Source organism: Paenibacillus ginsengihumi DSM 21568, from assembly GCF_000380965.1.
Classification (GTDB): Bacteria; Bacillota; Bacilli; order Paenibacillales; family NBRC-103111; genus Paenibacillus_G; species Paenibacillus_G ginsengihumi.
Genome location: NZ_KB905590.1, coordinates 1 through 25937 on the forward strand (window position 1 = coordinate 1; position 25937 = coordinate 25937).

Below are 25937 nucleotides of genomic sequence, written 5' to 3' on the forward strand. Positions count from 1 at the left end.
AACGTATCGCCGCCAAAGTCGCTGCCATAGAATGACGTTTACCACAAATTTACATGGAAACCGTTCAGCCCTGGCTTGTGGGGAGGGGGGGAGTTTACCCTCATTTCTGAATCAACGCGCCATCCGACTGGGAATTTCCCTGTTTATTACAGCAGTTACCGACTCGTTCTGCTACAAACTGACCGCCTTTATGGGCTTTCGAAATTCAGGATTAAGAAACAGCATGCTGATGCAAGGCCCTACAATATACACAATGATGTAGCCGCCGATATCGATCCCCTGTTCAAAATAGCCGTACAGATTGAATTGCAAATTCAGGCAATAATCGCAGGTCGCATTTAAGAAAAAAGCGAACAGGGTCGTGCTATAATACTCGATCGCCGATAACCTCTTGGGCATCGTCGCGATGAGCAGAAGAAGGATGAGCACCGTTACTCCTAAAGCTGCCATAGACGCAGTGAATACCTGCCTTTTAAAGATAATGCTTCCCATGATGATGCAAGTTGTCTTATGATCCCCTTCCATCGGATAATTATTCCATAAACATCCTGAATTTAGATCATTGACCTTAAGCAAAAAAAGCAGCGGCCTGCTTCAGAATCGCCTGAAACGGGCCGCTGCTCGCATGAACTGCTTCTCGATTTATACATTGTAATCGCTAGGCTGCAACAAGGTCAGCTCAAAGGCATACACGGACGACGGTCTCAGCTCGCACTGCCAGAGGTCCCAGCCTGCCTATTAGTATTGAGCCCGGCCGCTTACGATGGTCCTGATTTTCTCGAGCGACGTTTTGGGCGTGCGGTCATAGGTCAGCAGCCCGTTAATCTCCTGCTCGACGTCGGTCAGCTGGGTGTAGCAGATGCCCTGCACATGCGGGGATTGCAGCAGCGGCTCCGTCACGTCGGCCAGCCTTCTCAGAAAATCCTCTTCGTTCTCGGCTCCGGAATATCCCCAGCCCTCCCATTCGCTCTGCTTGAAGGCGATCCCTCCGAACTCGGTCACAAGGATCGGCTGGTTCTCGTAAGCCGTGCCTCCGACCAGCAGCTCGCGGCGATGGGGCTTGGCGCCGAGCGTTTTTTCCAGCGTACCATAACGCTCCGCGAGGTCTTCCCGCCGCCATTCGTAATCGTGAATCGTTAAGAGGTCCGTGCGCATCTGCTCCCAGACCGTCGTTGGAGACGACCAGCCGCGTATCGTCGAGCGACTTGGTCAAATGGTACATCGCCAAGGCGTGCTGCTGCTGCCGCTTGTCGACCAGAATGTTCGAGACGCCCCAGCTTTCGTTCAGAGGCACCCACACGACCAGGGAAGGATGGTTGTAATCCCGCTCGATCGCCTCCTGCCATTCGGAGGTGATTCTGCGAACGTAATCCTCCGAGTAATTGTAGGCGTTCGCCATCTCGCCCCAGACGAGATAGCCCAGCCGATCCGCCCAGTACAGAAAGCGGGGATCTTCGATCTTCTGATGCTTGCGGGCCCCGTTGAAGCCCATCTCCTTCGCCAATTCGATATCCCGCTTCAGGGCTTCGTCGCTGGGAGCCGTTAAATTCCCATCGGGGAAGTAGCCTTGATCCAGCACAAGCCGCATGAAATACACGCGGTTATTGAGCATGATCTTGCCTGCCTCGACGGAAATTTTGCGCATGCCGAAATAGCTCTGCAGCGTATCCACCGGCTGTCCATCCACCAGCAAGGTGACGGTCACGTCGTACAGGTTCGGCTTGTGTGGCGACCACCAGCGGCCCATGCCGTGATCGTTAATATCGTGCAGCCGGACGGTTCTCGTCTCTTCGGCATGATGCACGCTGAATGTCGTGCTCGTGAAATATTCGTCTTTGAAGCGAATATCGATGCGGGCCTCTACGCTGCCGCCGGCAGGAGCCTGGTTCAGAAACGTCCGGATTTGAATTTCGTTGTTGTCGATGTCGGGCTTGAATTTGAGCTTCTTGATGTGCAGCCGGTTCACCGGCTCCAGCCAGACCGTCTGCCAGATGCCGGTCGTTCGCGTATAAAAGATCGATGCCGAGTTTTCCTTCCAGTACTGCTTTCCGCGCGGAAGCGTAACGTCCCGGCTGAAATCCTCGGCGCGAACGACAACCGTGTTGTCTCCCTGCCTAAGGGCGGCGGTAATGTCCGCCTGAAACGGCGTATGCCCCCCTTCGTGATAGGCCACCTGCTGCCCGTTCACCCATACGGTGGCTGCATAGTCCACCGCGCCGAAGTGAAGAAGAATCGTCTGACCGGCCCAACCCGCTGGAAGCGCGAAGCTCCGCTTATACCATACCAGATCGTGAAAAGCGGGGTCGCCAATGCCGCTCAACCGGCTTTGGTAAGCGAAGGGAACCTGAATACGCCGGGTGAATTCCTTCGCCCCTGAAGCCCATCGCTGTTCGTCTCCTATTCGTTCGTCGTCGAATTCAAACTCCCACGTTCCGTTGAGATTGAGCCACTGCTCCCGGACGAGCTGCGGGCGCGGATACTCCGGTCTTGGCATCGCTTGAGTCATCTTGAATTCCCCTCCATTTTATTAATTTATAAATTAATATAATTACTAATACGTTAATATAATAGGCGCATGTTCCGTTTTTGTCAATCGTTCACCAAGTTGATTGTTTAACAATTTGGTTATATAATCTAAGCAGTTAGATACCTGTGACGAACGGTACTTTCGCATCCGTCATCGGTTGTCACCTTCGGGGAATGAAAATTTGTCGGCAGATCGCCGTCAAATTTTCAAGATAGGAGTGTGTCGAGATGAAGCTTGACGTGACTACGAGAAATATGAACGTGCTGGAGTGCTTTTCTTCGGAGACGAGGGTGCGGATGATCGAGCTGCTGAATGCGAATCCGTATAACATCGGAGAGCTTGCAGAGGCTTTGGGCGTATCGTCCGCCATTATTACAAAGCATATTCAGAAAATGGAGGAAGCCGGCATTATCGCTACCGAGACGATGGTGGGCAAACGCGGCACGCAGAAGCGCTGCTCCTTGAAGGTCGATCGCATCGAGCTTGTACTGCTCACGAATGAAGAAGAAAAGCCGCGCGGCCAGGCCGGGTTTACCGTCGATTTGCCGATCGGACAGTACGTCCGGTACGAGGTGCGGCCCACCTGCGGCCTCGCCTCCGCCGACAAGCGCATCGGTATGATGGATGACCCCCGTTATTTCGACGATCCTGAACGGACGACGGCGGAGCATCTGTGGTTCGCAAGCGGATACGTGGAATATCGGATTCCTAATTATTTGGTCGGACAAGAGTCGGCGTCCCGCCTGACCATTTCTCTGGAAATTTGCTCCGAGGCTCCCCAATACAACGAGCATTGGCCGTCCGATATTACGTTCTCCATCAACGGCACGGAGGTCGCTACCTGGACGTGCCCAGGGGATTTCGGCCACAAGCGCGGGCAGTATACTCCCGAGTGGTGGACCGATACGCAGTACGGCCTGCTCAAGGTGCTCTCCATCACGGACGAAGGCACCTTCATCGATGGCGTGCGCTGCTCGGACGTTACGATTCACCAGCTGAATGTCAAGGCGGGGCAGGAGCTGCTCTTGCGCATCGCCTGCCCCGAAACTGCCGCCAATTGCGGAGGCGTCAGCCTGTTCGGCAAAGGCTTCGGCAATTACCCGCAGGACATCCGGGTCGTGGTTTCCTTGTAATCCTGAATAAGCACGAAATTCGATCTTATCCCTGGAAAAAATCTGCAAAATGCCAAAATAAGACTGATTTTCGTGCTTATCTCGATCAAATCGACCCGTTTCCGGGTGCAGCAGATCAAATAAGATCGTTTTTCTCTCTTATTTTCGATAATCGGGCCATATCGGGAGAAATAAGATCTTTTTTCGTTCTTATCGCTTGGAGGTTAGGCTGGGCAGGATACGGATCGCCCTCCCCGTGTCCAAAACCGCCGCAGCTTCCGTGAAAGCCCATATGCGCAATCCTCCGTTATGATAATGCCAACTTCTGTAATGTATGGGCATCTATCACAAACCGTACGCCTCCGGAGGCAAAATAGGCTTGTCCGATTCAGGACCGGGACTCATTTTGCCGAAAGGCAAGCGGAGAGCACGAACAATAGCTCTTGAACGCCCGGGTGAAAGAGTACAGGTTCGGATAGCCGAGCGACAGGGCGATTTCGGTGACCGTCGCATCGGTGTCCTTCAACAGCCGCTTCGCTTTGTCCATTCGCAGCTGCTGCAAATATTTCGAAGGAGATATGCCCATTTCTTCGGTGAATGCCTGGGAAAAATAAGACCGGTGCACCCCCGCGAAATCGGCCACCTGCTGCACGGATATGCCTTCCGCGGCGTGAAGCTCCATGAAATCGACGCATTCGCGAATCCATCCGGCTTTCTTATTTTCTTCGCTGTCGGCGTTTCCCCTGCACAGATGAGAGAACAGCTCGAACAGCAGACTGTGCAGCTTCAGCGACAGCGCCGGACTCCATGTGCCGGCTTTTCCAAGGGCGCCGATCATGCGCTCCGCCGACTCCCGGACATGCGGCGTGCAGGCTTGTTCCCGATACGGGGTTTCCGGCCGGAGTCCCGCCAGCTCCAGCAGCGGCAGAGCCCGCGGACCGTCCACAGCCAGCCATCTCAATTGCAGCGGCGCATCGGCCGGCAGCAGGCAATAGCTGTAGGTTACGCCGGGGAACAGGCAGAACAGATCGTCCTTTTGCAGCTCCACCTGCTGCCCCTCCCATTCCAGGCGGACCCGTCCTGCCATGACAAAATGCAGACTGCAGCATTCGATTCTTTTCGGGCCGGCCTTGTAATGAGGCTTCGCCCGGCTTCGTCCCGCCCGAACGGGCCAAACCAGTCCTTCCTTGTCCAAGCCTTTGGGCGTGTAGTAAACAAATTCCGCATACTCGTATTCGTATTCCTGCATCATCGCCGATCGCTCCCATCCGTGCATACCGCTTCAGCCATCATCCGATCATAACAAAATGATAAACCGAATATAACAAGATGGCATTTATTTAGTCAACCAAATCCCCTATGATCAGGATAGGAGGCGATGTTGCTTGAAGAAAAAACCTAACATTTTGCTGATCACCAGCGACCAGCAGCATTGGAATACGATCGGAGCGTTTCAGCCTGAAATTTCCACGCCGAATTTGGACCGCCTCGTTCGGGAAGGAACGACGTTTCAGCGGGCGTATTGCCCGAATCCGACCTGCACCCCCAGCAGAGCTTCCATCATTACGGGAACATACCCGAGCCAGCACGGCGCTTGGACGCTGGGCACGAAGCTGCTGGAGGACCGGCCTACGGTCGGGGATTATTTGGCAGGTGCAGGCTACCGGACCGCGCTTGTCGGCAAGGCGCATTTCCAGCCCTTGAAGTCCACCGAAGCATATCCTTCGCTCGAAGCTTATCCGACGCTGCAGGATCTCGACTTCTGGAGGGGGTTTCACGGTCCCTTTTACGGCTTCGGCCATGTCGAGCTGGCCCGCAACCATACGAACGAAGCGCACGTGGGACAGCATTACGCCTTGTGGATGGAGGAGAAAGGCTGCGCCAATTGGCGGGATTACTTCCTGCCTCCGACCGGCACGATGGACAAATCCGTCACTTACCGCTGGCCCATTCCCGAGGAATACCACTACAACACCTGGATTGCCGAACGGACCAATGCTTTGCTTGAGCAGTATCAGCGCTCGGACGAGAGCTTTTTGCTGTGGGCCAGCTTTTTCGATCCGCATCCCGAATATTTGGCGCCCGAGCCGTGGGATGCGATGTACGATCCGGATCGGCTCACGATTCCGAGCGTCGTTCCCGGAGAGCATGACCGGAACCCGCCGCATTTCGGGCTGACGCAGGAGGAGCGTCCCGACTTCTCCCATCTGATGGAAACCGGCCGCGAAATTCACGGCTACCGTTCCCATCATTATTATGAGTACGGCACCAAATTCCGCTTGACGGACGACGATAAAAAGAAGCTCGTCGCCGTCTACTACGGCATGATCAGCCTGATGGACAAATATATCGGCCGCATCCTCGACAAGCTGGACGAGCTGGGACTGGCCGAAGACACCATCGTCGTCTTCACGACGGACCACGGTCACTTCTTCGGACAGCACGGCCTGCAGGCGAAAGGCGGCTTCCATTACGAGGATTTGATCAAAATTCCGATGATCGTCAGGTACCCGAGCCGCGTGCCGGCCGGTTTGACGTCGGACGCGATCCAGTCCTTGGTCGACCTTGCCCCGACGTTCCTGTCCCTCTGCGGCATTCCCGTGCCGCCAGCCATGACAGGCGTCGATCAAAGCGGCGTATGGCTCGGCGTCAAGAGCAAGGCAAGAGACCATGCCATCGTCGAGTTCCGCCACGAGCCGACGACGATTCATCAGAAGACGTATGTGGACGAACGGTACAAAATCACGGTTTACTACAACCAAACGTATGGGGAGATATTCGACCTGCAGGAGGACCCGCACGAGCTTCATAATCTGTGGGACGAACCGGCTTACGCCTCGCTAAAGACGGAGCTGCTGCTAAAATACGCCTGGGCGGAGCTGGGCAAGGAGCCGATGCCGATGCCGAGAATTCATCATGCATAGCGATTCTCCTGGCGAACGTTGGTAAGGCAGATTTCCTCCCGGAAAATGGGAACGGGAAGCTCCCCTCTCGGTAGCAGATTCTAATATCCCGCGCCGATCTACCTTAAGGGGAGCCTGTCCCGAATTTTAGTCGGCCACTGCTTCGATGATCGAAATATGGCTGCCGGTATCGATGACGCGGGTCAGCCGTAAGCCAGCTCCGGCAAACAATTGACCAAGCTCTTCTGCCGTACGTTCACGACCTCCTTTGTAAGTCTATCGAATAAGATACCGTGCAGCGTAGGGTTTCTCCGTAATATCTCAGCAATAGTCCGCCCAAACCACCGGCGATATCGACGACTGTTGCACCTTCCGGAAAGTCTTAGCTTCAGACAAGAAATTCGCTCTCAATATCAGACTGAGATGACATCCCGACGCGGAAATCGTCAGTAGACGTCCCTTTTTCGGCCCAGTAGTCGAAGAAGGGCATTCCAAAAAATACCCAAAATTGCCGCGCTTAGCATCTTCACCTTGCAAAAGGTAGATGCACATCCGAGAATCGAGTGTGCGCTATGCTCTCGATTTTGATACAGTTCGGAAGTTATTAATAGCATTAATAGGATTAATAGAAATACCCAATTTTGGGTACTTCTATTACCTTATATTGTATTTATAATAATAATCAAGCTAACTAAAACTGAAGGGCGGTGATTAAAATTGGAGAACATTGGCAGGTGAACTGCCCCCGAGGAGAGTTTTTGGAGAGTATCTCACGGAAACGCTTTATACTCTTTTGGGAACGATGATGAAGGTTACGGATATAAATAAGCGGGACGACGATCGGTATGAGATCCTTACGGAAGACGGCTAATGCTTAAGATATGATTTTGTGCTGCTTACCATAGGCGTCATGAAACCGGATGATCATTATGGACTGATGGGGGAACCGGAATATATCCATCATCCATATCCCGCGAAAGATACATTAAGAGAAATAGGAAAAAAGATACTGTTGGAATTATCGGTTCGGGCTTAACGGCAATTGATATGGCTCTATCCCTTCGATTTCAAGGTTACGAAGGAAAAATATACATGTTTTCAAGAGGCGGAAAGCTGCCTGCTTGGCTTTATTCGCACGATCGACTTCATGAAAACAATTCTGGAGTTGAACAATATGGGCTAGAGAATAGCCCATGGCGCGTCCGCTTATGAATGATGAACAAGGAAGGAGAGAGGCCAATGTCGATCATTATCATTACAGCAATGCAGGAAGAATACGACGCCATTCAGTCTGTCCTCGAATGGGATGAGGAATCAGGGGATCATAGCTTCAATGGTCAAAGGGTCATTATCTGCAAGTCGGGTATCGGCAAAGTAAACGCAGCACAACATCTCGCTGATGCAGTCATTAAGGAGAAGATGATATCTACCGTAGATCTTGTCATCAACACAGGCGTTGCCGGCAATCTGAGCCGGGACCAAAACATCGGAGACATCGTTCTTGGAACTGAATGTTTTCATCACGATGTGGACGCAACCGGCTTCGGATATGAGAAGTTCCAAGTTCCGGGAATGCCGGCAAGTTACAAAGCTGATCCTGGACTTGTTCGTAGAACGCTTGAACTCTCCGAAGGTATGAACGTCAGAGTCTATGCAGGTCCTATCGCTACCGGAGATCAGTTCATCCATTCCCATATCGGGAAAGAGAGGATCAACTTGAATAAGCCAGACGCACGATGTGTGGAAATGGAATCCGCGGCTTTCGCCCAAGTCTGCTACAACTTCAAGATCAAGTTCCTGGCCATTAGGTCGATCTCTGATGATGCAGACGGTAAGGCGCCGACCAACTTTAACGAATTTCTGAAAGAGGCCAGTCTCAACGCCGCAGAATTGGTAAAGAGACTTGTTATTGATATAATCTCACCACAATTGAAGAAGGAAGGTGCTTGAATGAAGCACTACAATAACGAGTCCTTTAATCTGGATCATGAAGCCGTCGAGGCACCGTACATCAGGCTGGTCAGCAGGAAGAACTTGGGCAGGCGAATACCTGAACCCGGAGAACCCGCAGGAAATGACGACGTTATTATCACGAAGTTTGACGTTCGATTTACCCAGCCCAACGAGAAGTTCATCCCGAACGATGCGCTCCATTCACTCGAACATCTCGTTGCCGAATACATGAGAGATCAAACCTCCAACGTGATTGATTTCTCGCCAATGGGGTGTCGTACAGGATTCTATCTCATCATGGCAGGCGACTACACAATTGAACAGATCCGATACCTCTTCACGAACACCCTTAGCGATATCCTTTCTGCTGATGCTGTTCCAGGGTGCTCCGAAAAAGCATGCGGCAATTACAGAGAACACGATCTTGATGGAGCAAAGCTTTGGGCTGCAAGGTTCCTCTCCGTTGAGCCACAAAAGCTTCTTCGCGTATTTAAAACTCAATGACCGCTTTTACTTCAAAATCTGTATCCGAAGTCCATCCAGACAAAATCTGCGACCAGATTTCCAATTTACAAACAGACCGCGGCCTACGGACACTTCGGTAAACCGGATCTTGACCTGCCTTGGGAACGTTTGGACAAAGCCCGCGATATAAAAAAAGATTCTTGAATCTGGTGATAACATGACCATGGAGGAAACCGTTCATGCGAACTTTGAAACTTGGAACCAGCACTTTGGAAGTACCTGTCGTTGCAGTCGGCTGTTTTCGCATTCATTCTTTGGATAAGAAAGAGGCTGAGCGCTTCGTTCATACGGCGCTGGAGAATGGAGCGAACTTTTTCGATCATGCAGATTTTTATGGCGGCGGTACCTGCGAGGAAATCTTCGCGGACGCCATCCGGATGAACGACGATATTCGCGAGAGTATCATTTTGCAATCCAAGTGCGGCATTCGGAAAGGGATGTATGACTTTTCCAAGGAGCATATTCTTTCGTCGGTCGACGGCATTCTGAAGCGGCTGAAGACCGATTATTTGGACATTCTGCTTCTGCATCGTCCGGATGCGCTGGCAGAGCCGGACGAAGTGGCGGACGCATTCGACAAGCTCGAAAGCTCGGGCAAGGTGCGCCATTTCGGAGTGTCCAACCATAATCCGATGCAGATTCAGCTTCTAAAGAAGTCGGTAAAGCAGCCGATCATCACCAATCAGCTGCAGCTTAGCATTACCAACGCCACCATGATCTCCAGCGGCATCAATGTCAATATGGAGAATGCCTCCGCCGTCAACCGGGATGACAGCGTCCTCGATTTCTGCAGATTGCACGATATTACGATTCAGCCTTGGTCGCCCTTCCAGTACGGTTTCTTCGAAGGCGTGTTTCTCGGAAACGAAAAATTTCCGGAATTGAACCGGAAGATTGACGACATTGCGGAGAAATATGAAGTCCGTAACACGACCATCGCGTTAGCGTGGCTGTTGCGCCATCCCGCGAATATGCAGCCGGTCATCGGAACGATGAACCTATCCCGATTGAAGGATTGCATCAAGGCAAGCGACATTCGTCTGACGCGCGAGGAATGGTACGAGATATACCGTGCGGCGGGCAATGTGCTGCCGTAGAATCAGCTGCAAGGGCTAATACGGACTTAGTCGGGCTGCTTTTAATTTTAAATAAAAGGTAAATTTGTTAATTTTATGGACAATTTGCAAAGGACGGCGGGCTGCAAATTGTCCAGAACATTGACGAAATAGTCCGATTTGTCGAAAGACGGTTCCCGCTCCATCAGCTGCGGGATAGTGGCAGTTCCAGAGGCGCCCCGATCGATGCAAAATATTCAAATCAATCCGTAGTCGGTATTTCAATCCACGACGCGCAATCTCCCCCGACATATACAGTTTGCCTCGCGACGCGGACCTCCGTCTGAAGCGCCCAAGGTCCGGCCACGTTGGGATGAGCGTGATATGCCGGAAAGTTGGAGGAGGAGACGTCCACTCGCAGCCTCGAGCCTTTGCGTACGGTCCACGTGATGGGCCACAAGTCGATCTCGACCTCGACGATGCTGTTCGGCGTATAGGCTTGAGGCGACGGCGCGTTATTGCGGTAGCGCAGGCTCGTTATGCCGTCGCGGATATTATAGGATGCGCCGTCGGCCAACTGCTCCATGAGGCACACCGTAAAAGAGGTATCCTCGGCATCCGAGCTACGAACAAACGGGCTTGGATGCGGCCGGCGATCCGCATCTCTTCCGCGCACGGTTCCGACACGAAGGAGATCACATCGTCCCGGGAACCGGGCGCGTCCTGAACGACGCTGGCGGGAGGAGAGGCGCCCGGCTCGCTGCTCAAATAAGCCATAAGCGCCGCCCCGCCTCGAGTGCGCACGGGACGGTCAGGGTCGTATTCGAACGAAATCCGTTCCTGCCGCGCCGGCTTTTCCGATGACAAGCCGTGCGCGCCATGCCGCGGAGAAGCCGTCAAATAATGCCGCACGCTGCCGCTTGGCTGAATCCAGCCGTCCCACGCTCTCCATTTCCCTTCGCCAATGATATAAGCCTGCACGGTTCCTTTGAGGCCCTCCGAGGCTTTGCCCTTCAAATGATGATCGAACCAGGCAAGCGCGGCCCGGTCCTGCCGCGGCCCCCAGACGTCGTGGCCGGGATATGCCAAATCGCCGGATACATCCAGCGTATGCACCCACGGCCCGATGATCAGGCAGCTTTGCCGTCTCATCTCTTCAGGAAGCTTGCCGTAACTGATGGTCGAAGCCTCCAGATTATGGTCGAACCAGCCGGCCACCATCATGACCGGCACCTTGCACTTGGTCGGAGCGTCCTTCAGCTCCGCCCATAATCCCGTGCGCCAGTATTCGCTGTCCTCGTCGACCCGGGTCACCCAATCCCGGTACCAGGGCAAGGTCTGACCGAACAGGCGGTGATCCATGTCAATAGGCGGCCGGACCGAGAGCGCTTCCTCGTACAGCCTCTCTGCTCCCCGAACCGGCTTATGCCCGGCATTGCGCAGCGCCCACACCGTATAAATATCGTGTCTGAACATGCCGTTCATGTAATTCTGCTTGTAGCGCTCGATTCCGGCCACGGAAATAAACATCGTCTTGACTTCCGCAGGCAGCTGCCCGGCCATACTCCACTGCAGCGTTCCGGAATAGGAGGCCCCGTAGGTCCCGATATTCCCGTCCGACCATTCCTGCCTGATGATCCATTCCAGACTGTCGAGCCCGTCCTGCCTTTCATGCACGAAGGGAATCCAATCCCCTTCCGATTGCCCGGTGCCTCTGCACTCCTGATACACAAAAGCGTAGCCCTGCTCCGCCCAATATTCCGCTCTCTCCAGCCAAGCCGGCAGCGCCCCCGGATAGGGTGAGCGTCCGAATATTACCGGCCAAGGCCCGCCGTCCTTCGGCAGCCTGACATGCGTAGACAGCCTTGCGCCATCCCGCATCTTCACAAGACATTGCTTGCGCCGCGCTGCATGCTCCATCTCTCTCCATCCTTTAAAGGTCAATTCATCGCCTCTACACCTTGAAGCAGGCCGCGCCGTGCCCTTCCTTCACATACCGCAGCGGCGGAGCTTCCCGCCTGCATTCCTCGGTAACGAACGGACATCGGTTGGAAAAGGCGCAGCCTGCCGGCTTGTTCATTAAGCTCGGCACCTCGCCCCTGATGATGGTGCGTTCCCGCTGCGCCTCCAGGGCCGGATCGGGAACCGGAACGGCATCGAGCAGCGCTTGCGTGTACGGATGCAGCGGATGATCGTACAGCGACTTCCAGTCGGCGATTTCCACGATCTGCCCGAGATACATGACGGCGATCCGATCGCTGATATGCCTGACAACGGTCAAATCATGAGCGATGAACAAATAAGTGAGGCCGAGCTGCTCCTGCAAATCCTCCAGCAGATTAATAATTTGCGCCTGAATCGATACATCCAGCGCGGATATGGCTTCATCGCATACGATGAAATCCGGATTGCTGGCGATCGCCCGGGCAATGCCGATGCGCTGGCGCTGGCCCCCGCTGAATTCGTGCGGCACCCGATCCTGCAGCGCGGGATTGAGACCGACCAGCCGGAACAGCTCGGAGACCCGGTCGCGATACTCCCGCTCATTGTGGACCAGCTTGTAATTTTTCAAAGGCTCTCCGACGATATCGCCCGCCCGCTGTCTCGGGTCCAGAGAACCGTAAGGATCCTGAAAGATCATCGACATCCTTCTCCGAACCGCCCCCAGCTTATGCTCGGGCATCGCGGCGTAATCGATTCCGTTAAAGATCATTTTTCCGCCGGAAGGCTCGTTCAATCTGAGCAGCGTTCTTGCCAAAGTGCTCTTGCCGCAGCCGCTTTCCCCGACAAGCCCGAACGTCTCGCCTTTTCTTACTTGAAAGCTGACCCGGTCAACCGCCCGCAGCTCTCCGACTTTTCGCTGGAGAATCCCTTTGACGATCGGGAACGATACCTTGAGGTCCTGCACGTCAAGAATGACGTCCTCCCGCTTAGGCTCATGCACGACCTCTTTGACGGCGCGGACGGTCTCCGCCCTGGTGGCGGCCGGCGCTAAGCTTTTATCGATATCGAGATGGCAGGCCGCCAAATGACGCTGCCCATCCGAAGCGATTTCCTTCAGCCTGGGCGCCGGCTTGCTTGCGCAGGCTTCCGTCGCAAATGCGCAGCGGGGCAAAAATTGGCAAATGTCCTTCCGGTTTCTTAAGTCGGGGGTGATTCCTTCGATCGGCACCAACTTGCGGTCCTTCGGATCGTTGAGGCTCGGGACGGCCTTTAACAATCCGATCGTATAGGGATGGCGCGGATTGGCGAACAGCTCCCGGCAGGCGCCCGACTCCACGATTTCTCCCGCATACATGACATAGATCCGGTCGGCATAGCGGGCGACGAGGCTGAGGTTATGCGTCACCAGCACCAACGCCGTCTTCGTCTTCCTGACCAGCTCTCGCAGCAATTCGAGAATTTGCGCCTGCGTCGTTACATCCAGCGCCGTCGTCGCTTCGTCGGCAATCAATATTTTCGGATCGCAGGAAAGCGCCATGGCAATCATTATCCGCTGTCTCATGCCTCCGCTGAACTGGTGCGGATAGTAGTTCACCCTCTGCTCGGCATCGGGAATGCCGACCTGCTTCATAAGCTCCACGGCCCGGCTTCTGGCCTGCTGACGGTTCATTTTCAAGTGGAGCATGACGGATTCCTCGATCTGCTTGCCCACGGTCATTACGGGATTGAGCGAGGTCATCGGCTCCTGGAAGACAACGCCGATTTGACCGCCGCGCACTTCCTGCATCTTTTTGCCTCGGGGATCGTGCTTTAACAAATCGTCGCCGGCAAACCGCACCTGCCCCGCGGAAATTTCGCCGGGCGGCGATTCGATGAGCTGCAGGCCGGAGTATTGGGTCACCGATTTCCCGCTCCCGCTTTCCCCTACGAACGCGACGATTTCCCCTTCATCGACATAATAGGAAACGCCGTTGACCGCCTTCAACAGGCCGCCTTCCTGCTTGAACCTCGTCTCCAGTCCGCTTACTTCCAACAGATGCTTCATCGCTATCCCCCTCCTTGTTTACAGCGAACCGCGCAGTCTCGGATCCAGCGTATCCCGCAGGGCATCGCCGACAATGTTGAAGGCCAGCACGACGATCATAATGACGACGCCCGGGGCGATCGATAACAGCGGCAAGGTGCGAAGATGGTTGTAGCCGTCGCTTACCATGGCCCCCCAGGAGGCCATCGGCGGATTGATGCCGAGCCCCAGAAAGCTGAGCGCCGCCTCGATCAGGATGGCCGATCCGAGGTTCATCGTCATCAGCACGATATTCGGGGAGATGCAGTTCGGCAAAATATGAACGAAGGCGTTTTTCAGCTTGCTTGCGCCGCCCAGCGTGCCTGCCGTGACGTAATCCAGCTGCTTGATGCTTTTCACTTGCCCGCGGGTCAGCCGCGCATAGGTCGGAATCATGCCGATCCCGATGGCCAGCATCACGTTGCCGAGCCCTTTGCCCAGCACGCTGCCGATAAACAGCGCCAAAATAATCAGCGGAATGGACATCATCACATCCATGCAGCGCATGACGACGCTCTCGATCCATCCTCCGGCATACCCTGCGATCAAACCGAGCAGCATGCCGATGCTGCCGGCGATCGCCACCGAGACGAACCCGACCGCCAGCGACACGCGCGCGCCATAGATAACGCGGGAAAGAACGTCTCTTCCCAGCTTATCCGTGCCCAGCCAATGCTCGGAGGACGGAGGCTGCAGCGAATTGGACAAGTTTTGCGCGACCGGATCGTAAGGAGCCAGCAAAGGGGCGAAAATCGCCGCCAGCACTGCCAGCACCAGTACGGCCAGGCCGGCGACGACGATCTTTCTCGCCAGCAGCGTCCTCCAAAAGCGTACATACGCTTTCGTCTCGGGAGGGCTGAAGGCGGCTTCCTCCGGCGCGGCCGCGTTATGAATCGGTTTGGCTTCAATCTGCATGCTGTTCCCCCTTTTCAACTGATCCGTATTCTCGGATCGACATATCCGTAAGCGATATCGACGAGCAAATTGCACAACGATACGCTTGCCGCGATCACGAAGACGCCGGTTTGGACGAGCTGGTAATCTTTATTCAAAATCGCCGTAATCAGCATATTGCCCATGCCGGGAATGACAAACACCTGCTCGATCAATACCGAGCCGCCGATCAGGTGGCCGAGCTGCAGGCCCATTAGCGTAATGATCGGGATCAAGGCATTGCGCAGCGCATGCTTGAAAATGATCGTCCTCTCGCCGAGCCCCTTGGAGCGTCCTGTCCGAATATAATCCTGCCGGATCACCTCCAGCATGGCCGAGCGCGCCTGCCTCGCATAGGAGGCCAGCGGTCCGAGCGACAAGAGCAGCACAGGCATGATCATCTTTTGGACGGCGAGGGAGAAATTTTCCGTCGGCCACGTGAAGCCTTGAACCGGCAGCCACCCCAATTTCAGGCTGAAGATATACACGCACAAAATGCTGAGCCAAAAAATCGGCGTCGCCATCCCCAGATTGGCCATCACGGTGATGAGCGAATCGAGCAGCCGCCCGCGCCGGACGGCAGCCGTCACGCCGAGCAGCACCCCGGCAACGACCGAAATGAGAAAAGCCGGAATCGCGATCGTCAGCGTCACCTTCAGCCGTTCCAAAATAAACGGACCGATGTCTTGCCGGTACACGATGGACTTGCCGAACTCCCCCGTGGCGATATTGCCAAGCCACTTCATGTACTGCACCGCAAGCGGCTGATCGAGTCCGAAGACGGCCGTATAGTGATCGATCTGCTCCTGCGAAGCGTCAGGGCCTAAAAACATAACGACAGGATCGCCCGGCATGGACCTCATGATCATGAACACGAGCAGCGTCACAATGAGCAGAACAACCGCCGTCTGGACGAAGCGCCGCACGATAAATAACGTCATTCGAGATTCCCCTCCAAGCGAACGTTCCCCGGAGTCCAGCTGTCGTTATGCGTGATGCCGAAGCCGTCGTCCTTCACCTTTTTTTGCTTGAGATAGATCGTCGACGGAATGAAGAGCGGCTTGCCGAAAATATTGTACTTATCGTACACGAGCTTCTGAATCTGCATGGACGTCTCCTTCTTCACCTCATCGCTTGGCGCCTGCTGGTTCTGCCTCAGCAGCTCCAGCACGTCCTCGGGATGCGGAATGCCCTTGGCGTAGAAGGCTCCGTTCGGATCGAGATGCCGGTACATATAGAGCCCCAGATCCGGCTGCACGGAATGGAAGTGGCCCATTAACCCGCCTTCCCACGTATTGAAGTACAGATCCTGCACCTTCGCCTCATCGACGACGATCAGCTCGGCATCGATGCCGACCGCGGCCAAATAGCTTTGGACGGCGGTAAACATATCTTTCGTCCCGGCGCCGGAAAACAATTTGGTCTTGAAGCCGCCGGGATATCCGGCTTCGGCGAGAAGCTGCTTCGCTTTGTCCGGATTGTAAGGATAACCGACGACATCCGGGTTGTACGTATTGGCGTCGGGAGAGCCCCACTGGTTCGTCGTCACGTAATATCCTTTGCCGAACGTTTCGGCTATCGTTTTCTCGTCGATGGCGTAGGCCAGCGCTTGGCGGACCTTCACGTCGGCGAAAGGCGACCCCTTGGTTACGCTGTCCGGAATGATGCCGGTGCCGACCGCTCCGATCCCGTTCTTGTGCACGACTACATCGTACTGCCCGGAGTCGATCAGCTCCTTGGCGATATCGATATTGCTTGCGCGGATGGCGTCGACCTCCCCGGCTCTCAGGGCCGACGCGGCGGTTTGCGCATCCTCGATGATCAGCATCTCGATGCGGTCGACCTGGGGCTTGCCGGATTCCCAGTAATTCGGGTTCTTGGCATAGCTGACGGATACGTTGATCTGCCATTGATCGAGCACATACGGTCCGGTGCCGACCGGGTTTTTATAGGCCCATTCCTTGTCGTGGGCTTGGAACGCTGTCGGAGAAATGTACCGCACAAAAAAGGCGACCGCCTGCAGCGTGCTCGAGTTCCATTCTTTCAGGTTGAGACGAAGCGTATGTTCGTCCACCACGTCCATCGAGGCGATGTTGTTCGTTTCGCTTCTTTTGTTTTCAATGTATCTTTCGATGTTCCATTTCGCCGACTCCGCGTCAAAGCTCGTATCGTCGCTGTATTTGACGCCCTTCCTCAGCTTGAAGGTGATCGTTTTGGCCGCTGCATCCGTTTCCCAGCTTTCCGCGAGCAGCGGCACCAGATTCCCCTTCTCGTCGAACCTGGCAAGCTGCTGCAGGGCCGGGTCCAGGAACGGCAGCGGGCCGTTATTGGTCACCTCGGCCGGATAGCCGAGTATTTTCGGATTCGTCCCGAGCGCTACTCTGAATACGCTTTCTTTTTTGCCGTCGCTTTGCCCGGAGCCGCCGGTCTGGTCGCTGCAGCCATATAAGACAAAAGATAACCCGAGCACAAGAGACAAGACGAAGGTGATAGTCTTATTCGCTTTCAATTGCTGCCCCTCCCCGATATCCTTATTCAATATGCTTCCAACAAAACGCGCTCGTCGATCATGAGGCTGGCCCCGGTTGCCCCTTGGACATCGCTTACGGTATAACCGCCGGCAACCTCCGCCAGCCTCAAACCTTCGGGCGTTACATCGATGACGGCAAGATCGGTGATGATCCGGTTCACGACCCGCTTGCCGGTCAACGGCAGCGTGCAGCTTTCCAATATTTTGGGCCGCCCTTCCTTGCTGACGTGGTCCATGACGACGACAACCCGCTTCGCCCCGTGCACCAGATCCATCGCCCCGCCCATCCCTTTGATCATCTTGCCGGGAATCATCCAATTCGCCAAATCCCCCGACGTGGACACCTCCATTCCCCCCAGGATAGCCAGATCGATGTGTCCCCCGCGAATCATGGCGAACGATTCGGCGCTGCTGAAATAGGCCGCCCCGGCGATGGCCGTTACCGTTTCTTTGCCGGCATTGATCAGATCGGGATCGACCTCCTCCGGTGAAGGATACGGCCCGATGCCGAGCAGGCCGTTCTCCGAATGCAGGACGACCCGCTTGCCGGCCGAGATGCAGCCGGCGACCAAGGTCGGCATGCCGATGCCCAAGTTGACATAGTCGCCGGATTTGATTTCTTTTTCCGCACGTCTGGCGATTCGCTCCCGTACGGACGTTTTCCCGTCGCTCATTTGCGCCCCCCCTCCTAACGGGTTGTCAGTTTTTCGATGCGTTTGCGCTGCTTGCCGACGATTAAGGACTGTACGTAAATGCCGGGCGTATGAATGGACTCCGGGTCCAGCTCGCCCGGAGCGACCAGCTCCTCCGCCTCCGCGATCGTCACCCGGCCGGCGGCGGCCATCATCGGATTGAAATTGCGCGCGGTCTTGTTGTACACCAGATTGCCCATCGTATCCGCCCTTGCGGCGCGAATCAGGCTGAAATCGGCGGTCAGCGCCTCTTCCAGCAAATAGTCCTTGCCGCCGAAGCGGCGTATTTCCCGCCCTTCCTCTGCCTGCGTGCCGACGCCCGCCGGGGTGAAGAAGGCCGGAATTCCCGCTCCTCCCGCGCGGATTTTCTCAGCCAGCGTCCCCTGCGGCAGAAGCTCCACTTCCAGCTCGCCCGAAAGCACTTGGCGTTCGAATTCTTTATTTTCCCCGACATAGGAAGCGATCATCTTCCGGATCTGCCTGTTGCGCAGCAGCAGTCCGAGCCCCCAGTCGTCGACGCCGCAATTGTTCGAAATAACCGTCAAATTCTTGACGCCTTTCTCCGCCAACGCCATGATCAGATTTTCCGGAATGCCAACGAGACCGAATCCCCCGACCATCAGGGTCGCTCCGTCCCGAATCTCTTGAACGGCATCCGCGTAAGAGTCAAAAACGGGCTTCATTATGTTAAGCGCCTCCTTTCGGCAAGCTTTAGGCCTGCTCGATAATCGTTGCAATGCCTTGACCGCCGCCTATACAGAGCGCGGCCAGTCCGTAACGCACATCGCCGCGGCGGCGCATTTCATGCAGCAACGTGACGAGAATGCGGGCACCGCTCGCTCCGATCGGGTGGCCCAGCGCAATGGCGCCGCCATTGACATTAACAATGTCCGAATGGAAGTCAAAATGGCCGGCAAAAGCGAGCGACTGGGAGGCAAACGCCTCATTCGCCTCGACGAGCCCGAGATCGGCCGCAGCGAGCCCCGCCTTCTTCAGCGCCTGCTCGGTGGCCGGGATCGGGCCGAGGCCCATGACCGCCGGATCGATGCCGGCCGTTCCGTGCGAACGGATGACGGCGAGCGGCGTCAGCCCCAGCGCCGCGGCCTTGCGCCCGCTCGCCACAACCAGCGCCGCGGCGCCGTCGTTCAGGCCGGAGGCGTTGCCTGCGGTGACCATGCCGTCCTTCTTGAACGCCGGCTTAAGCTTCGCAAGCGCTTCCAGACTTGTGTCGGGACGAGGATACTCGTCCGCTTCCATGCGGATTGTCGCCCCCTTGCGCTGGGGAACATCGACGGGAACGATTTCTTCGTCGAATTTCCCCGCAGCCCGGGCCGCCGCCGCTTTCCGCTGGCTCTCGTACGCAAAGCGGTCCAGCATCTCCCTGGTGAGCGCATACCGTCCGCACACATTTTCCGCGGTCATTCCCATGTGATAATCGTTGAATGCGCACCATAAGCCGTCGCGAATCATGCTGTCTACAAGGCTTTGATCGCCCATCCTGTAGCCGGCCCGCGCCCCTGTCAGCAAATAGGGAGCGCGCGTCATGCTCTCCATGCCTCCGGCGACGACAATCTCGCTTTCCCCGGAGCGGATCGACTGCCAGGCCAGCTGAACCGCTTTCAAGCCGGAGCCGCACACCTGGTTGACCGTCGCTGCCGGTATGTCCTGCGGCAAACCGGCGGCCATCGCCGCTTGCCGGGCCGGGTTCTGCCCGAGTCCGGCCTGCAGGACATTCCCCATGATCACCTCATCGACGCTGTCCGGTTCGAGCCCGGCGCGGTTCACTGCGGCCTCGATGGCGATGGCGCCGAGCTGCACGGCGGACAGCTCTTTGAACGCGCCGCCGAAGCTTCCGATCGGCGTTCTTGCGGCGCTGACGATCACGACATCATCTATCTGCATCCAAGACCTCCTCCTTTTCGTCAACGACCGGGATTTCGATATAGGATGGGCAGGAGCCTCCGCAATGCACCGACTGCTCGGCGAACCTGACCTCCTTCAGCAAGGCCCACGGTCCGGCAATGTTCGGATGCGCGTGATAGGCCGGGAAGTTCGACGACGATATGTCGACGCGGAGCCGGGAGCCCCGCCTCATCGTCCACGCGATCGGCCAGCATTCGATGTCGAGTTGGACGATATCGTGCGGCCGATACGGCACGGGACGCGCCGCTCCGCCACGGTAGGCCAAGCTGGCAATGCCGTCCCGGATGTTGTAGGCCATCCCGTCCGGAAGCACCTCCATGACATTGGCCGTAAAAGCGGTATCTTCCGCATCGCTGCTGACGCTTAAGCGGATCATCATATTGCCGGCAATGCGCAGGTCCTCCTCCAGCGGCGCGGATACGAAGGAGAGCACATCGTCGCGATATCCCGGCGGCTCCTGGATGACGCTGGCCGCTTTGGCCGCATCCGCCTCGCCTCCGAGATAACGCAGCAGAGCCGCGCCTCCCTTGGTCGGAACGGGGTAGCTGGGATCGTAGATATAAGTCGCTTTCCCCGAGCCGGAGGGCGCCGATGGTTGCAATGCCAACGTTTCGCTCTCTTCGTCCATATCAAGAAAAAAGCGATGCGTTTTCTCCGCAGGGAGCGATCCGGGCCAAGTCCTCCAGGCTCCATCCCGGATCACGTAGGCTTGTAGCTCCCCCAGCGGGCCGGGATAAGGCTCCCCTTTCAAATGGTGGTTGAACCAGAGCAGCGCTTCCTTCAGCAGACGGACGCGGTCGTGATTCGGATAATCCAGGTCTCCGTCGGGAGCCAGCGCATGCGTCCAGGGGCCGAGAATCAATCGGCTGCTCCTGCGGACAGCTTCCGGCAGCTTGCCGAAATCTTTGACCATGCCGTCGAGATGCTGATCGAACCACCCGTCCAGCATCAGAACCGGCGTTCGAAGGCGCTTCGGAATTTCTTTCAGCTCGGCCCAAAATCCGCTTCGCCAGTAATCGTCCTCCGGGCTGACGTTGGTGATCCACTGCCGATACCAGGGAAGCTCCACGCCGAACAATTCGCGGTCCATCTCGATGTGCGGCTTGATCTGCATCGCTCTCTGAAACAGCCCTTGAGCGGGGGCGTCCTTCACGCCGGAATTGCCGATCGCCCAGCCGGTGTAGATATCGTGGCGAAACATGCCGTTCATGTAATTTTGGCGGTACCGTTCCGTGGTGAAGCCGGAAATGCACATCGCCTTGACTTCCGGAGGAACGCGATCCGCCATGGCCCATTGGACGGCGCTCAAATAGGAATGCCCGTACGTGCCGATCCGCCCGTTCATCCAGCCTTGGCGCTTCAACCATTCGATCGTGTCGAGCCCGTCGCCGCCTTCGTTGACGAACGGCACCCATTCGCCTTCCGACTTCCCGGTTCCCCGGCAATCCTGCACGACGGCCGCGTATCCGCGCTTCGACCATGCGACGGCCGTCGCTTCGAGGTTAGCGAGCAGTCCGGGGTACGGAGAGCGGATCAAAATCGCCGGCCACGGCCCCTCTCCTTGAGGAAAAAACACCCTAGTGAACAGGAGAACGCCGTCGCGCATTCTGACCATTTCGGTCATGCCTGTTCCCGCTTCGCATGTCGCCTCCGGCAGCCCGCTTTCCAACTGCTCCAGCAAATCGTTTTCCAAGGCCGACACCTCCTGTCTTTATTTCCTAAACCGCAAAATAGGCCTGCAGGTTGCGGCTGGGGAGCGTTCGTCCCGTTTTTTCCTGAATATACTTCGCCGCCGACAGCAGCTTGCCGAAATCGATGCCCGTCTCGATGCCCATTTCGCGCAGGCAGTATACGACATCTTCCGTCGCCGCGTTTCCGGAAGCTCCCGGGGCGTAGGGACAGCCCCCCAATCCGCCGACGGACGCGTCGAAGCGGGCAATCCCCATTTCCATCGAAACAACGATGTTGGCCAGCGCCGTCCCTCTCGTATCGTGGAAATGCAGCGCAAGCTTTTCCGCCGGATATCGCTTGAGCAGAGCTTCAAGCGTTGTTTGCACCTGCCTTGGATTCGCCGCCCCGATCGTATCGCCGAGCGATATTTCGCCGACGCCCATCTCAAGCAGCTTATCGGCAACGCGGATCACCTGCTCAAGCTCCACCTTTCCTTCGTACGGACAACCGAATACGGTCGACACATAGCCTCTGACCGTTTTGCCGGCGCTCCCCGCTTCGCGTACTACCTCGCTAAGCACCGGAAACGTATCCGCTATCGGCTTGTTGATGTTTTTCCGATTGTGCGTTTCGCTCGCGGACATAAAGACAGCAACCTCGTCGATCTTCGCTTCCACCGCTTGCTCCAGCCCGCGAAGGTTCGGAACGAGCGCGGCATAAGCAACGCCCTGCGCCCTCTCGATGCTTGCCGCGACCACAGCCGCATCGGACAGCTGCGGGATCCATTTCGGACTGACGAAGGAAGTGACCTCGATATAACGAAATCCGGCCGCCGACAATTGATTGATCCATTCGATTTTCGATGCCGTCGGAATGAACCTAGCTTCATTCTGCAAGCCGTCCCGGGGGCCGACTTCCCTTATCTGGACTTGCTCCGGCCATGTCATGCGCCGCTCCCTCCCGCCTGTCGCGCATAGCCTGCGGTCCCGCTCTGATCCGGCTTGGCATAGACGACCTTGCGCGCGATCAAATCGGCGATCTCTTCCTCCGTCCGGCCAAGCTTGCGCAAAATATCGACGCTGTGCTCTCCCAGCAGCGGAGGCGGCCCTTGAACTTTCACACGGCTGGCCGAGTAGGCAATGGGCGTCCGGATGACCGGCAATTTCCCGAACACGGCATGGTCGACCTGCTCGATGATGCCGTGATCGCGAATCAAATCGCTGTTCACCAGCTCCCCGATATTCCAGATCGGGCCGTGAAGCACATTATGCTCAGTCAAAATCGCGCACCATTCCTCCGTCGGCTTTTGAGCGAAGACGCCGTTCAGCAGCTCGGAGAGCCGGCTTCTGTGCTTGACGCGCAGCGGATTGGTGCGATAATCCGGATGATCGATCAAATCCGGCCTGCCGATCGCCGTGCAGAACGCCGACCACGCCGGATCGCTCTGGGCTCCCGCCATGAGCCAGCCGTCCGACGTCGGGAACGCCTGGTACGGCACGACCTCGGCATGCTGGCTGCCCATAGCCGAAGGCGACTGCCCGGAAGCGACGTACTGTCCGAACCGCGTGGAAAGATTGAACACCATCGTATCGATCAGGTTCAGCTGAATGCGCTGGCCCCGCCCTGTCCGCTCCCGTTCGAGCAGCGCGCCGCAGATCGCCCCGAAGGCGAGATAAGCCGTCGAATTGTCGGCAACCGGGATGCCTACGAGCACCGGTTTGCCTCCGGGCTCGCCGGTTACGCTCATCGCTCCGCCCATCCCCTGGACGATCGGGTCCATCCCCGGCCGCTGCGCGTACCCCGGCGTATCGCCGAAGGCGGAAATCGAGCAGTAGACGAGAGCGGGGTTCAGCCGCTGCAGGCTGTCGTACCCGAGCCCGAGCCTGTCGCATGTGCCCGGGCGGTAATTTTCCAGCACGACGTCTGCCTTGCGGCACAAATCCCGCGCGACGCTCAGTCCGTCGGGATCTTTCAGATTCAAGGAAATCGACTGCTTGCCATGATTGTAAGCGGCAAACAGATAGCTTTCCCCGTCTTTAAAATAGCTTCCCGAGCTGCGCACCTGATCTCCCGAAAGCGGCTCGATTTTTATCACCTCGGCGCCCAGATCCGATAACATGTTGGCGCAGTAAGGCGCTACAAGCCAATGGGCGATTTCGATCACTTTTATCCCTGAAAGCGGTCCCATATTCTGACGATCACCTGCTTCTGCAAGTATTGATGTTGTCTAAAAGCGATATATCCTCATCATAAATATAAATATTGCCGAAGTAAAATACGGAATGTTAATATTAGCATAGGCACTGCCTATACAAAGGAGCGAAACGCATGAGAATCGAGCAGCTTCAATACTTCGTGGAAGTGGCCAAGCATCAATCGTTCTCGCTTGCCGCCAAACAGCTGCATATTTCCCAGCCGAGCATCAGCCAGGCGATCGGCGATCTGGAGAAAGAATTGAATGTCAGGCTGTTCGAGCGCTCGCGCTCCGGCGTGCAGCTGACCAAGACGGGACAAGCCTTGCTGAAGAAAGCGCAGAGCACCTTGAACCTGATTCAGGACATTTACGACGAAGCCCGCGCCGAATCCCATTCGTTAACCGGAAGTCTGCACATCGCGGCCATTCCGAGCATGTGCAATGCCTTCCTGAGCGACGTCCTGTCCATTTACAAGAAAAAGCACCCGCATGTCCGCCTCGAAGTGAACGAGGACGGTACGAAGCAGATTATACAGGACGTCATCACGGGGCGTGCGGATTTAGGCCTCATTTCCTCCCAGCCGTGGGACCTCCTGGACAACCGGATCGAGTTTCACCGCTTGCTGACCGGGACGTATATGGTTTGCATCGGCAAGCATTCTCCCGTTCCTCTGTACAACCCGATGCCCGCCGAAGCGATTGCCGAGGAACCGATCATCACGTTCAAGCCCAATTACCGGCAGGAGGAATATTTGAAGAAGCTGCTGAAGACCGATCGGCTGAATGTGCTGCTGACCATCGGCTATACGGAAGCGGCCAAAAAATTGATCGCCGAAGGCGTCGCCATCGGATTTTACCCGGATTTCTCCATCAAAAAGGACCCCTACGTGCTGTCAGGGGACATCATTCTGCTGGATATCAAAGATAACGATCTGACGCTTTCGTTCGGCTGGATCCGCCTCAAAAGCAAGCATGTCTCGAAGGCGGCGCAGGAGTTTATTAAGGTGCTGAGGAGTGTCATTGAGGCTCAGGGGAAGTAGGTTTATTCAATTTTTCTAATATACAGCGAGCGGCGTATTGGCCCGATCGCACGGCGCCTTCCATAAAATGAGGAAACGCCTGCGATATTTCGCTGCTTGCGAATATAACCTTTTGATACGGTTGTCTGAGCAAATCAGCCGCATCATACAATCCGGTATAATGAATTTTAGCGCTGTATCCGCCGCCGCAGTACGGATCGTCCACCCATACGCTTTCTTCCATATCCGAATAATGATGTGCCTCTTCTCCAAAAACATTCTCCAAAAGCTTGATGGCGAAAGCGATCCTTCTTTCTTTATTCTCTTTTGCCAGCTGTTTCGCCGTATCCGCCCCAATAAACATCGTCAAGCGGCTTTCCTCATGGATTTTCGACGAATCGACTACGGTAATCCCCATTGGATCCGTAAAGATAACGCCCTTTACTCGCTTGGTCGCGCCTTCGAGAAGGTATTCATGCCAGAACGCTTTGGGATATACCCAAGTTATTTTTATCGTCGCTCCGTCGGTATAACTGTTGAAAGCTTGATGGAAACGTCCCTTCAAGCCTTCGCTAAAAGTCAATCGGCTCGCAACGGTTGGCGGAATCGCCATGATGACTGCGCGAGATGTATACTTATTCGTATCTGATCGCAGGGTATACCCGTTCTCGGTTTCTATCACTTGCCTGATCGGTTCGTTAACAACGATCTGGGACGAGGAGATCTTCTCCAAATACGAAATGATACGATTTAATGGACCGGAGGCTTGATGGGTAAGCTCGCTTTTGTTTGATTTATATCCCCTGCTGGATATTAGTACGGCTTTGCTGCTTAAATTCTTGGGATGCAGATTGAATAACTCCGAATGATAACTGCTTACTATTTCTAGATATC

The 25937-nt window shown here is 55.8% G+C and carries 20 protein-coding genes and 2 pseudogenes; 7 read left to right on the plus strand and 15 right to left on the minus strand.

Annotation, left to right across the window (positions count from 1 at the left end):
- Positions 1-171: 171 nt before the first annotated feature.
- Both F591_RS28455 and F591_RS28460 read right to left on the minus strand, forming a co-directional pair.
- Complete coding sequence (locus F591_RS28455) at positions 172-525, minus strand: hypothetical protein (RefSeq protein ID WP_019536143.1); 354 nt, start codon at positions 523-525, stop codon at positions 172-174.
- A 213-nt stretch (positions 526-738) separates the two neighbouring features.
- Positions 739-2506 (minus strand): annotated as a pseudogene (locus F591_RS28460) (glycoside hydrolase family 2 protein).
- A 248-nt stretch (positions 2507-2754) separates the two neighbouring features.
- Between F591_RS28460 and F591_RS0118675 the strand changes: the two are divergent.
- Complete coding sequence (locus tag F591_RS0118675) at positions 2755-3660, plus strand: ArsR/SmtB family transcription factor (RefSeq protein WP_019536144.1); 906 nt, start codon at positions 2755-2757, stop codon at positions 3658-3660.
- Between the two features lie 367 nt (positions 3661-4027).
- Here the strand turns inward: F591_RS0118675 and F591_RS0118680 are convergent, their stop codons facing one another.
- Positions 4028-4891 carry an AraC family transcriptional regulator gene (locus tag F591_RS0118680; protein ID WP_019536145.1) on the minus strand — a complete coding sequence of 288 codons (864 nt, stop codon included), beginning with the start codon at positions 4889-4891 and terminating at the stop codon, positions 4028-4030.
- A 133-nt stretch (positions 4892-5024) separates the two neighbouring features.
- Between F591_RS0118680 and F591_RS0118685 the strand changes: the two genes are divergently transcribed.
- From F591_RS0118685 to F591_RS0118715, 5 genes are all read left to right on the plus strand, one after another.
- Positions 5025-6563, plus strand: coding sequence for a sulfatase family protein (locus F591_RS0118685; protein ID WP_019536146.1), 1539 nt, complete (start codon positions 5025-5027; stop codon positions 6561-6563).
- 1218 nt (positions 6564-7781) lie between these two features.
- Entirely contained in the window at positions 7782-8492 is a 711-nt protein-coding gene (locus F591_RS0118705; RefSeq protein ID WP_019536148.1) for a 5'-methylthioadenosine/adenosylhomocysteine nucleosidase, read from the plus strand.
- A complete protein-coding gene (locus F591_RS0118710; protein WP_019536149.1) occupies positions 8493-8999 on the plus strand; it encodes an S-ribosylhomocysteine lyase in 507 nt (168 codons plus the stop codon).
- Positions 8996-9100 carry an S-adenosylmethionine synthetase N-terminal domain-containing protein gene (locus F591_RS33580; protein ID WP_083935546.1) on the plus strand — a complete coding sequence of 35 codons (105 nt, stop codon included), beginning with the start codon at positions 8996-8998 and terminating at the stop codon, positions 9098-9100. Before F591_RS0118710 ends, F591_RS33580 begins: the two co-directional genes overlap by 4 nt.
- A 99-nt stretch (positions 9101-9199) precedes the next feature.
- Positions 9200-10117 (plus strand): aldo/keto reductase, encoded by a 918-nt coding sequence (locus F591_RS0118715; RefSeq protein WP_019536150.1) that lies wholly within the window; start codon positions 9200-9202, stop codon positions 10115-10117.
- A gap of 220 nt (positions 10118-10337) precedes the next feature.
- Here F591_RS0118715 and F591_RS28465 read toward each other — a convergent pair.
- The 11 genes and pseudogenes from F591_RS28465 to F591_RS0118770 form a co-directional block, all read right to left on the minus strand.
- Positions 10338-11995, minus strand: a pseudogene (locus F591_RS28465) (CocE/NonD family hydrolase).
- A 34-nt stretch (positions 11996-12029) separates the two neighbouring features.
- Entirely contained in the window at positions 12030-14063 is a 2034-nt protein-coding gene (locus F591_RS0118725; RefSeq protein WP_019536152.1) for an ABC transporter ATP-binding protein, read from the minus strand.
- A gap of 18 nt (positions 14064-14081) precedes the next feature.
- Positions 14082-14996: an ABC transporter permease gene (locus tag F591_RS0118730; protein WP_019536153.1), complete on the minus strand. Its 915-nt coding sequence runs from the start codon at positions 14994-14996 to the stop codon at positions 14082-14084.
- Positions 14997-15010: 14 nt separating this feature from the next.
- Positions 15011-15955, minus strand: coding sequence for an ABC transporter permease (locus F591_RS0118735; protein WP_019536154.1), 945 nt, complete (start codon positions 15953-15955; stop codon positions 15011-15013).
- Positions 15952-17523 carry an ABC transporter substrate-binding protein gene (locus F591_RS0118740; protein WP_245581078.1) on the minus strand — a complete coding sequence of 524 codons (1572 nt, stop codon included), beginning with the start codon at positions 17521-17523 and terminating at the stop codon, positions 15952-15954. The genes F591_RS0118735 and F591_RS0118740 overlap by 4 nt, the downstream gene beginning before the upstream one ends.
- Before the next feature lie 26 nt (positions 17524-17549).
- The gene (locus F591_RS0118745) at positions 17550-18218 is read right to left on the minus strand and encodes a 3-oxoacid CoA-transferase subunit B (protein WP_019536156.1); all 669 of its coding nucleotides are present in this window, start codon (positions 18216-18218) and stop codon (positions 17550-17552) included.
- 14 nt (positions 18219-18232) lie between these two features.
- The gene (locus F591_RS0118750; RefSeq protein WP_019536157.1) at positions 18233-18919 is read right to left on the minus strand and encodes a CoA transferase subunit A; all 687 of its coding nucleotides are present in this window, start codon (positions 18917-18919) and stop codon (positions 18233-18235) included.
- Between the two features lie 28 nt (positions 18920-18947).
- Positions 18948-20138 (minus strand): acetyl-CoA C-acetyltransferase, encoded by a 1191-nt coding sequence (locus tag F591_RS0118755; protein ID WP_019536158.1) that lies wholly within the window; start codon positions 20136-20138, stop codon positions 18948-18950.
- Positions 20125-21852 carry a CocE/NonD family hydrolase gene (locus F591_RS0118760; protein ID WP_019536159.1) on the minus strand — a complete coding sequence of 576 codons (1728 nt, stop codon included), beginning with the start codon at positions 21850-21852 and terminating at the stop codon, positions 20125-20127. The genes F591_RS0118755 and F591_RS0118760 overlap by 14 nt, the downstream gene beginning before the upstream one ends.
- A gap of 25 nt (positions 21853-21877) precedes the next feature.
- Complete coding sequence (locus F591_RS0118765) at positions 21878-22777, minus strand: hydroxymethylglutaryl-CoA lyase (RefSeq protein WP_019536160.1); 900 nt, start codon at positions 22775-22777, stop codon at positions 21878-21880.
- Entirely contained in the window at positions 22774-24018 is a 1245-nt protein-coding gene (locus F591_RS0118770; protein ID WP_019536161.1) for a CaiB/BaiF CoA transferase family protein, read from the minus strand. The genes F591_RS0118765 and F591_RS0118770 overlap by 4 nt, the downstream gene beginning before the upstream one ends.
- Positions 24019-24158: 140 nt before the next feature.
- Here F591_RS0118770 and F591_RS0118775 point away from each other — a divergent pair, with 140 nt between their 5' ends.
- Positions 24159-25064: a LysR family transcriptional regulator gene (locus F591_RS0118775; protein WP_019536162.1), complete on the plus strand. Its 906-nt coding sequence runs from the start codon at positions 24159-24161 to the stop codon at positions 25062-25064.
- Here F591_RS0118775 and F591_RS30610 read toward each other — a convergent pair.
- Positions 25042-25926 carry a flavin monoamine oxidase family protein gene (locus F591_RS30610; RefSeq protein ID WP_083935547.1) on the minus strand — a complete coding sequence of 295 codons (885 nt, stop codon included), beginning with the start codon at positions 25924-25926 and terminating at the stop codon, positions 25042-25044. The two genes, F591_RS0118775 and F591_RS30610, sit on opposite strands and share 23 nt — an antisense overlap.
- Between the last annotated feature and the right edge of the window lie 11 nt (positions 25927-25937).